This is a genomic window from Sulfurimonas sp., from assembly GCF_016744025.1.
Taxonomy (GTDB): domain Bacteria; phylum Campylobacterota; class Campylobacteria; order Campylobacterales; family Sulfurimonadaceae; genus Sulfurimonas.
Window position 1 is genome coordinate 1 of the sequence record NZ_JADGFC010000088.1, and the last position, 9,804, is coordinate 9,804.

Genomic DNA, 9,804 nt, shown 5'->3' on the forward strand with positions numbered 1-9,804 from the left:
AGCATTATGGCGATTTTGAATTTCCTGATGAAATTCTGAGTAAAGATGAATATATAACTTGTGAAAAAGCAATTTCTGACCTACCTTCACTTGAAGAAACTATGGGAGATGAAAATATTGATTATATATGTAAATCAAATTCAGACTATCAAATAAAAATGAGACTAAATTCAAAAAGAATAAACAATCATATAGGAACACAGCATACAGACTTGGTTAAAAGTGTAATAGCTCAAGTACCTGAAGGTGGTAATCATAAAGATTTACCAAAAGGTGTAGGTGATAGTAGAAAATTTAATGAAGCTTGGACTAGGTATCATAGTCAAAAACCATCAAAGACTATTGATACTGGACATAGAAACCATTTCCATTACAAATATAATAGAGTACCCACAGTAAGAGAAAATGCAAGATTTCAAAGCTTTCCAGATAATTTTAAATTTCTAGGAACAAAAACTCAACAATATAGACAAGTTGGAAATGCGGTACCTCCATTGCTTGGTTTTCATATAGCAAAACAACTCAAAAAGGTTTTAGAAAATGAATAAATACAATTATATAGATTTATTTGCTGGTTGCGGTGGTCTTACTGATGGATTTGAACAAACAAATATGTTTAGACCTTATGCTTTTGTTGAGTGGGATAAAAATGCAAGTGATACATTAAAGAATAGACTTACTACTAAATGGAAAGTTGATTCGGCTGATAATAAAGTAATGCATTTTGATATTCAAAGAATGGATGAATTACTTAATGGTTATAAAAACGATAATGATTTTGGAAGTCATTGTGGACTAAAAAAACTTGTTGGTAATACAAACATTGATATTATAATAGGTGGACCACCATGTCAAGCATATTCAATTGCAGGCAGAGTTCAAGATAAGAACAATATGAAATGTGATTATAGAAACTATCTATTTGAAAGTTATTTAAAAGTGGTTCAAGAGTTTCAACCTAAGCTATTTGTTTTTGAAAATGTTCAAGGAATATTAAGTGCTAAACCTGATGGTACACATATCATAGATAAAATCATTGATGATTTTGATAAAGCAGGATATGTAATCTCTAAAGAACTAAAGAAAGTTGCTTTACTTGATTCTTCTGATTATGGAGTTCCTCAAATTAGAAAAAGATTAATTATTATTGGTATTAGGAAAAATACAACTACGGCAAGTCCTATCAGTATTTTAAATGATTTCTATAAAAATATTTTACCAAGCCAAAAAGTAAAAGTAAAAACTACTGTTAAAGATGCTATATCTGATTTAGACCCTTTATACCCAGTATCTAGTGAATCCAAAATTAATAAAAAAATATCACATTCAAAGAACTCAATGATAAAAAATCACATACCAAGGTTCCATAGTCAAAGAGATATTCAAATATTTAGTGAATTAGCTTATGATGTTGCTAATGGTTCAAAAAAATATCCTGATATTGAGTCATTGAAAAAATTATATTATGAAAGAACTGGTAAAAAGTCATCTTTTCATAAATATAATGTTTTGGCTTATGATAAACAGAGTAACACAATTCCAGCGCACTTGTATAAAGATGGGTTAAGACATATTCATCCTGATCATACTCAAGGGAGAAGCATAACTCCTCGTGAAGCAGGAAGATTGCAAACATTCGATGATGATTTTGAATTTTTAGGTAGTATTGGTGCCTCTTATAAAATGATAGGAAATGCAGTACCTCCATTATTAGCCAATAAAATTGCTTTGGCTATTGAACAATTACTTGAAAAATACTTTGTTATAAAAAAGGAAAGATATGCAAGCTAATCAAATATATATTCATAGGTGTTATGAAAATGAACTAGGTTATAGGTTAGGAGTAGCAAAAAAAGCTGGTGGATTCCTTTTTATTAATAAAAAACAGCATCATTTTTCCCCCATTTAAGCAAATTGGAATTAAATGATAATGTATTAATAAATGTAGTTGATCACACAAATCAAGTTGTAGCAAGTAGCTATATTTATTTTAATAGTAACACGGCAACTAATAACCCAAGTGAAACAAGGGACGAATATAGACTTTATATAACAAATGAAATAAATACAAATAGAGATTTGTTTAAGCCAGATGATATCATCACCTTTACTAAATACAAAATTGAAGATGAAATATATTACAAACTTACTTTATTTACCGCACATGAGAACAATGCACAATATAAATTATTAAAGGGAGCATTAAAAGAGAAGCAAAGCGGAGTTAGAGCAGTTAACCATTTGTTAGCTGAAATAGATACTTTTGAATTCTTAAGGTGTGATATAGAAGTTTCTGATGAAAAAACAATATTTCCTGCACAAACAATTGATAAAATGATTGAAAACCAAACGGATATATTTAATGATTTAGAAAAAGTAGCAAAAGAAGACAAGGAAGTTCCAGAAGACGAAACAGGACTAATTAAAAGTAATAATTTTAGAGATATTGTACTGTTTGCATATATGGGGAAATGTGCAATCACTGGAAAATCAATCACATACAGTTCGTTATCAAATTTAGAAGCAGCACACATAATGCCCCAAGCACATAATGGACCAGATGCTATACCTAATGGAATGGCATTAAGTAGAGATTTACATTGGGCATTTGATAAAGGTTTTTTTACTATTGAGAACATATCTGATAGCTATATAGTACAAGTACATGATAATGTAAAAGAAAATGAAGTAATGAAAGAAATTGCCGGTCAAAAAATATTTACTCCAAGCGACCCAAGGTTTAGACTTCATATTAACGCATTGAACTACCATAAAGAACATATATATGGAACCTTCAAACAGATTAGGTCTAAACCTTAAATAGCAAATTGTTCAAAAAAGACAACAAGTACGAGGAGTGAATAATTTACCTAAAGGAAAATTATCGCTCACGACAACCGTTATTTGCACAAAGGAACTAAATGGATTTTATAGTAATAATAACCGTAATAGTATTGATAATCATGGGAGTATTTCATTTTTATTGGTCTTTTGGTGGATTGCTTGGTTTAGATAAAGCTTTACCTACAAAAGATGCAAAATTGTTATTAAATCCGAGTAAACCTTTAACCTTTTTTGTTGGTCTTGTTTTAATTGTTTTTGCATTTATTGCATATTCATTACAGTTTCATGATTTGACTACACTTAGAAGTACTACTTTATATAAATACAGTGGATTATTCATATCTATACTATTTATACTAAGAGCTGTAGGTGAATTTAATGCTGTTGGATTTTTTAAAAAAATTAAAGATACAGAATTTGCTATTTATGATACAAAATATTTTTCACCCTTGTGTTTAGGACTAGGTATTGTATTTACTATATTGACATATAAAGCATTTGCAGGCGATTAGGTTGCTATAATGCTTTCTAGATGAAAAAACCAGTAAAGTTTAATTTATATCAATGAGGATTATAAAATCAAAATTATCGAATCAATATCAAACCAACGTAGACTAAATTTAATTCGTGAATTTGCTGGAGAAGAAGCAGTTGAACAATTAGATCAGGCAATGATTGAAGTTCTCTCAGATGGCTCCAAGTCTCTTAAATTAATAACAAACTTTTTTTCTTTGTTGGATTCACCCAAAGTAGATACAACCGGTACATATCCCTCTTATTCAACCGGAAATAGAAAAATACATATTATTCAAAATACAAAAGAATTAGAGTCAACTATACAAGCACTTAAACTGACAACGCTAATAGGATTCGATAGTGAACAAAGACCAACATTCAAAAAAAATGAGCCCTCCCATGGTGTTGCTACAATTCAATTAGCTAGTCTTACTGATTGTTATATTATTCAAGTTAAAAAAATTACTAATATTGATCCACTTATAAAACTACTTGAGGATGGAAATATTGTTAAGGTTGGAGTCAACTTAACAGGGGATAAACAAACATTAAACGATGAATTTGGCATTAGAATGCAAGCAACTATTGATATTGATGGCATATTAACAAAACTTTCTTCAAGGCAAAGTATTGGAGCAAAAAAGGCTGCAACAATATTTCTAAAAAAAATCTACAAAAATCTAAAAAGATAAGTACCTCGAATTGGGAAGCTAAAACCTTATCTGAGAAACAAATCAAATATGCAGCAGAAGATGCATGTGTAGCATATGAAGTCACAACTCATTTATTAAATAATTATCCATTTGTATTAAAAGTTATGCCCTCATGGTTTCAAGTAAACTTTGAAAATGGTGAATATAATATATAAAAAAGTATTAGGGTTTAGTAAGATATGTTTTACTACAATAGTAAAAATAAATTATTCTAAATTATCTTTAAAAGGAAAATAAATTGAGCAAAACAGCATTAGTAACAGGTGGAAATAAAGGAATTGGATTAGAAGTTACAAGAGAATTTTTAGACCTTAATTACAAGGTTATTGTTATAGCAAGAAACTTTAATGACTTTGAGTTTAAGGAGCATAAAAATGTTCAAGAAATAGAGTTTGATTTATCAAATATTGATGAAATACCTGCTTTAATCGCATCTTTAGACCCTATTGATATTCTTGTAAATAACGCAGGTGTTATGTACTCTCTTCCTTACAACGAATATCCAGATGCTAAGAAAGTTTCAATGCTACAGTTAAATATTGAAGCACCAATCAAACTTATCCAAGAAGTTTCTAAAAACATGTTAGAAAAAGGCATAGGAAGGATTGTAAATAATGCTTCTATAGCCGGGCAGATTGGGCATCCTGATGTTTGGTATGGGATAACAAAAGCAGGACTTATAAACGCAACTAAAAGTTTTTCCAAAATATTTGAAGGAAAGATTGTTATAAATGCTGTTGCTCCTAGTCCAGTTGAGACAGATATGTTAAAGGTGATTACAGGACCAAGAAAAGAAGCATTTTTAAAGACTGTTATTGCAAAAAGGTTTGCTAAACCTCAAGAGATAGCAAAAACTATCGTTTGGCTAGCAACTGAGTCACCCGAGTATATAAACGGTACTTGTATAGATTTAAATAATGGATCATTTCCTCGATGAAAACAATTGGTCTTTTAGGTGGTATGAGCTGGGAAAGTTCCCTTTCTTACTACAAAGCTATCAATGAAGGTATAAAAGACTCTCTTGGTGGTCTACACTCAGCTAAAATTGCTATGTATAGTGTTGATTTTGACCCGATAGAAAAACTACAACACGATGGTGATTGGGAAGGTAAAGCTAAGATACTTACCCAAGCCGCTATAAATGTCCAATCAGCTGGAGCTGACTTCTTAGTAATCTGCACAAACACTATGCATAAAGTAGCTCCCCAGATAGAAAAACATATAGATATTCCAATTCTTCATATCGCAGATGCAACGGCTGAAGTTCTTTTAGAAAAAGGTATCAAAACTGTAGGTTTACTCGGAACAGCTTTTACGATGGAGCAAGATTTTTACAAAGCAAGATTACGAGAGAACTTTGGTTTAAACGTTTTAGTCCCTAATAAAGAAGACATAACTATTGTCCATGACATTATTTACAATGAACTTTGTTTAGGCAAAACGCTTCTTGCATCTAAGAATGAATATTTAAGAATCATAGAGTCTTTAGCTAGTCAAGGTGCTGAGGCTGTTATCCTTGGTTGCACTGAAATTGGAATGTTAGTTGAGCAAAAAGACACTAAAGTAACTCTTCTAGACACTGCATCTATTCATGCACAAAAAGCTGTAGAATATGCAATACAATAAACCAAAAGTACTAGTTAGTTCTTGCCTACTAGGTTGTAAGGTCCGTTATAACGCAAGTGATGTAAATGTTGAAAATAAATGTTTTGAGAAATTGGCTCAAAAGTATGAGCTAGTTGCATTCTGCCCTGAAGTAAGTGCAGGTTTACCAACACCCAGACCCTCAGCCGAGATACAAGGAGGAGAAGGTCTTGACGTACTGCTAGGCTTAGCCAAAGTTATCGAGATAGATGGAGTTGATGTAAGCGAGGCTTTTATTTGTGGAGCACAGATGGCATTAGAAATATGTATTGAAGAGAACATATCATTGGCAATACTAAATGAATCAAGCCCTTCATGTGGAAGTAGCTCAATCTACGATGGAAGCTTTAGTGGAGTTAAAAAAAATAGGCATGGGTGTAACAGCCGCTTTGTTAAAGCAAAACGGAATCGAAGTGCATTCCCAACATGAGGTTAGTGGTTTAAAGGATATTATTTAATAAAAATAATATCCTCTTCTTTAAACTCTAAATAGACTATGTCATTTATAAATACATCTATTTCTAGATTTTGTCGAATAGTCATAAAGTTATTTTCGTCTTCTTTATTTACAATAATTAGTTCACTGTAATCTCCACAATATGAGATTTCTTTTAGAATATAAGGTGTTGTAAATTTAGTAGTTTTAGTAGAGATTTTTGTTTTGTTGACACGTAGAATTGCTTTTTGCTCTTTTGTTATATCAGGGAAAAATGTTTGTGCTAATGCAAATGGTAAGATGTTGATATCTCCTAAAAACTTTGCAATGTAAAGATTTTTAGGTTCTTCAAAAAGTTTTTTTGGTGTGCCAAATTGAACTATTTTTTTATCATGAATTATGCCTATTTTATCAGACATAGAAAGTGCTTCTTTTTGATCATGAGTTACTAATATAGCAGATAACCCAAGCTCTTTAATCATCTTTTTTAACCACAATTTAGTTTTTTCACGTAGCAAAGAATCTAAATTTGAAAAAGGCTCATCTAAGAGAAGAATTTTTGGCTCATACGCGATAGCCCTAGCTATTGAAACACGTTGCTGTTGACCTCCACTTAGTTCGTGACTCTGTTTATCTTTATGTTCAACTAAATCAAATTCTTTAAGTAAATGATTTACTTTTTTATCTTTTTCTATACGTGAAAGTTTATGAAGTGCAAACTCAATATTTTCTTTTACATTTAAATGAGGAAACAGTGCATAATCTTGGAATATATATCCTATATCTTTATTACACTCATTTTTGCAAATAAGACAGTTCTCATTAAGTAAGATATCACCATCATAACTGTTTTCTAAAGAAGCGATTGCTCTTAATATCGTACTTTTACCTGAACCACTAGGTCCTAAGATAGTAACAATTTCACCGGCATTAACACTAAAACTTACATCTTTTAAAATTTCCATCTCTCCAAATGAGATGCCAAAGTTCTTTATAGATATACCTACCATTTTAATCCTTTATCATTTTACGTGCGAGAACTAGTACTGAAATAATACCTAGCAATACAATAAACATTGCAGGTACTGAAGACTCGTAAACTTGGGCTTGTCCTACTAATTCATGAGAATAGACGGCTAATGTATCAAAGTTAAATGGTCTTAAAATCATTGTTAAGGGTAACTCTTTAATAATCTCAATAAAAACTATAATAAATGAAGCAAAAGCAGCATTTTTAATTAAAGGAAATATAACTTTTCTAAGTTTATGGCTTTGGCTAATATTCATTGTTTTACAAGCGTCATCATAAGTTTGTGGAATTTTAGAAAAACCAGACTCATAATTATTGATAGAAATCGCTAAAAATCTTACACAATATGCAAATAATATCGCCACAACACTTCCTGAAAGTAATATATCAAAATAACCATCTATAATAGAGAAGAAATTAAGTACCCCAACTGCAACCACTGCACCTGGAATCGAGTATCCCAGTTTTGTGATTTGTGTTAAGTAGTCACTAATTTTGTTAGCATGAATTCTGACATTATAAACAAAAACAAAAGCTAATAGCGTAATGATAATCGAACCAGCTATTCCTAAACTAAGAGTTTGCATTAGTATTCTTAAAAAGTCTTCATCAATAACATCTTTATAAGATAGCAAGAACCAATAGCTCATTTGTGTAAATGGTAAAATAAAACCAAAGAACACTGGTAAGAAACAGAATATTGATGCAAAAATATTTGACTTACCTTTTAGTACTATCTTTGAAATAGGCGCAAAATCTTTTCCTGAACTTCTATATCTTTTGTTTCTTCTTTGAAATTTTTCTAAAAATATCAATATGAAAATAAACATCATTAGCATTGAGGCTAGTTTAGAAGCATCTTCGACTGAACCCATTCCATACCATGTTTTAAAAATACCAGTTACAAAGGTTGGTACACCATAATAGTCTACAACTCCATAATCAGCAACGGCTTCCATTACTGCTAAAATTGTTCCGGCAACAATTGCTGGTCTAGAAATAGGAATGATGACTTTTGTAAATATCTGCCAAGAAGAGAATCCCATAGTTTTAGAAGCTTCAATAATTGAAGATGACTCTGCAATCAAATATGTTTTTGAAATAAGATAAACATAAGGATATAAAACCAAAGACATTACAATAATCGCACCTTCAATGGACATGATATCCATAAAATATACTTCAGTTACATTTTCTTTTCCTAACAATTCCAAGATAAACATGGTTACTGAACCAGTGATATCAAACATTCCTGCATAGACATATGAAACAATATAAGTAGGAATTGCAAAAGGTAAAATAAGTGCATAGTGATAAAATTTCGAGAAAGTAAATGAGTACATTGTTGTAATATATGCAGTTGAAAATCCAATGATAGAAGTCATAAGTGCAACCCCAACCATAATAAACAATGAGTTAAAGATATACTCACTCAAAACAGTGTCTTTTAAGTGCTCCCAATTTTCAGTTGTAGGTGTGAAAAGGTTAACTAATATTAGTAGTGCAGGAATAGAAATAAGCAGTGTTAAGATAACACTACTTATAGTAAGTTTATTAAAATATTTCAATTTACTTAAAATCCATTAAATCAGTTTAAGGCTCGATTATTTCCAGCCAGCTTTATCAAATATTTTAACAGCTTTTGCATTGTTTTCACCTAAAGAGTTAATTGAAATATTGTCTTCTTCAAATGTTCCCCAAGATGCTACTAAGTCAGAACTTTTTACACCAGCTAATACTGGATACTCATAGTTTCCTTCTGCAAATAATTTTTGTGCTTCGGGAGATGCTAGGAATTCAATAAATTTAATTGCATTTACTTTATTTGGAGCGTATGCAGCAACACCAGCACCAGATACATTTATGTGCGTTCCACCATTTTCAAATTTAGGAAAGAAAATTTTCATTTTAGATACAGCTTTTCTTTGAGAAGCATCTTTATTGTGAACCATTTTACCAATGTAGTAAGTATTTGCAATAGCAATTTCTCCAATTCCATTAGCTACAGCTTTTACTTGTGCCCTATCGTTTCCTTTAGGTGTTCTTGCCATATTTGCCACTACACCCTTTGCCCATTTTAGTGCATACTCTTCATCATGGTGTTCTATCATCGCTGCTAACAAAGATTGGTTGTAAATATTATTTGATCCTCTAACAACAATTTGACCTTTAAATTTAGGGTTTGCTAAATCTTCGTATGTAGATAACTCATTTTCTTTTGTAGAATCTTTTCTTATCACAGCAACTCTTGAACGTTTTGTTAATGCAAACCATTTTTTATCTTTATCTCTGTAAATTGCTGGAATATTCTTTGTTAAATACTCAGAGTCAACTGCTTGTAGTAAATCTTTTTGTTTTGCTTGGAAAAGTCTTCCTGCATCTACAGTGATTAATACATCGGCTGGTGAGTTTTTACCCTCAGAAGTCATTCTTTTAATAAGTGCAGAAGCTTTTGCTTTTACAACATTCACTTTAATACCTGTTTTTTCTTCAAACATTTTAAAGAGCTTTTTATCTGTATCATAGTGTCTGTGAGAATAAATATTCACCTCTGCCGCTGCCATTAATGAACTTGCAAATATGATAGTAACTAATACTAATTTTTTAAACATGAATTTCCT

The 9,804-nt window shown here is 31.0% G+C and carries 13 protein-coding genes; 10 read left to right on the forward strand and 3 right to left on the reverse strand.

Features of this window, described 5'->3' with window-relative positions; translation table 11 throughout:
• From QZZ48_RS11290 to QZZ48_RS11330, 10 genes are all read left to right on the forward strand, one after another.
• Positions 1-548: DNA cytosine methyltransferase (locus tag QZZ48_RS11290; RefSeq protein ID WP_294965792.1), on the forward strand; the 548-nt coding region annotated here is incomplete at its 5' end.
• Positions 541-1,791 (forward strand): DNA cytosine methyltransferase, encoded by a 1,251-nt coding sequence (locus QZZ48_RS11295; protein ID WP_294965795.1) that lies wholly within the window; start codon positions 541-543, stop codon positions 1,789-1,791. The genes QZZ48_RS11290 and QZZ48_RS11295, both read left to right, overlap by 8 nt.
• Complete coding sequence (locus tag QZZ48_RS11300) at positions 1,781-1,909, forward strand: hypothetical protein (RefSeq protein WP_294965797.1); 129 nt, start codon at positions 1,781-1,783, stop codon at positions 1,907-1,909. Before QZZ48_RS11295 ends, QZZ48_RS11300 begins: the two co-directional genes overlap by 11 nt.
• Positions 1,910-1,914: 5 nt before the next feature.
• On the forward strand, positions 1,915-2,820 hold the full coding sequence (locus tag QZZ48_RS11305; protein ID WP_294965800.1) for an HNH endonuclease: 906 nt from the start codon (positions 1,915-1,917) through the stop codon (positions 2,818-2,820).
• A gap of 101 nt (positions 2,821-2,921) precedes the next feature.
• The gene (locus QZZ48_RS11310; RefSeq protein ID WP_294965803.1) at positions 2,922-3,356 is read left to right on the forward strand and encodes a DUF3995 domain-containing protein; all 435 of its coding nucleotides are present in this window, start codon (positions 2,922-2,924) and stop codon (positions 3,354-3,356) included.
• Between the two features lie 159 nt (positions 3,357-3,515).
• Positions 3,516-4,052, forward strand: coding sequence for a hypothetical protein (locus tag QZZ48_RS11315; protein WP_294965806.1), 537 nt, complete (start codon positions 3,516-3,518; stop codon positions 4,050-4,052).
• Positions 4,049-4,228 carry a hypothetical protein gene (locus tag QZZ48_RS15840; protein WP_366755933.1) on the forward strand — a complete coding sequence of 60 codons (180 nt, stop codon included), beginning with the start codon at positions 4,049-4,051 and terminating at the stop codon, positions 4,226-4,228. Before QZZ48_RS11315 ends, QZZ48_RS15840 begins: the two co-directional genes overlap by 4 nt.
• An 83-nt stretch (positions 4,229-4,311) precedes the next feature.
• On the forward strand, positions 4,312-5,010 hold the full coding sequence (locus QZZ48_RS11320; RefSeq protein WP_294965809.1) for an SDR family oxidoreductase: 699 nt from the start codon (positions 4,312-4,314) through the stop codon (positions 5,008-5,010).
• Complete coding sequence (locus QZZ48_RS11325) at positions 5,007-5,699, forward strand: aspartate/glutamate racemase family protein (protein ID WP_294965811.1); 693 nt, start codon at positions 5,007-5,009, stop codon at positions 5,697-5,699. Before QZZ48_RS11320 ends, QZZ48_RS11325 begins: the two co-directional genes overlap by 4 nt.
• Positions 5,686-6,147, forward strand: a complete 462-nt coding sequence (locus QZZ48_RS11330) for a DUF523 domain-containing protein (protein ID WP_294965814.1) — start codon at positions 5,686-5,688, stop codon at positions 6,145-6,147. Before QZZ48_RS11325 ends, QZZ48_RS11330 begins: the two co-directional genes overlap by 14 nt.
• Positions 6,148-6,167: 20 nt before the next feature.
• Here QZZ48_RS11330 and QZZ48_RS11335 read toward each other — a convergent pair whose 3' ends face one another.
• Genes QZZ48_RS11335 through QZZ48_RS11345 form a run of 3 tightly spaced genes read right to left on the reverse strand, consistent with a single transcriptional unit; the run spans position 6,168 to position 9,795 of the window.
• Positions 6,168-7,163, reverse strand: coding sequence for an ABC transporter ATP-binding protein (locus QZZ48_RS11335; protein WP_294965817.1), 996 nt, complete (start codon positions 7,161-7,163; stop codon positions 6,168-6,170).
• A 1-nt stretch (position 7,164) separates the two neighbouring features.
• Positions 7,165-8,751, reverse strand: a complete 1,587-nt coding sequence (locus tag QZZ48_RS11340; protein ID WP_294965820.1) for an iron ABC transporter permease — start codon at positions 8,749-8,751, stop codon at positions 7,165-7,167.
• A 36-nt stretch (positions 8,752-8,787) separates the two neighbouring features.
• Positions 8,788-9,795: a Fe(3+) ABC transporter substrate-binding protein gene (locus QZZ48_RS11345; protein WP_294965822.1), complete on the reverse strand. Its 1,008-nt coding sequence runs from the start codon at positions 9,793-9,795 to the stop codon at positions 8,788-8,790.
• Between the last annotated feature and the right edge of the window lie 9 nt (positions 9,796-9,804).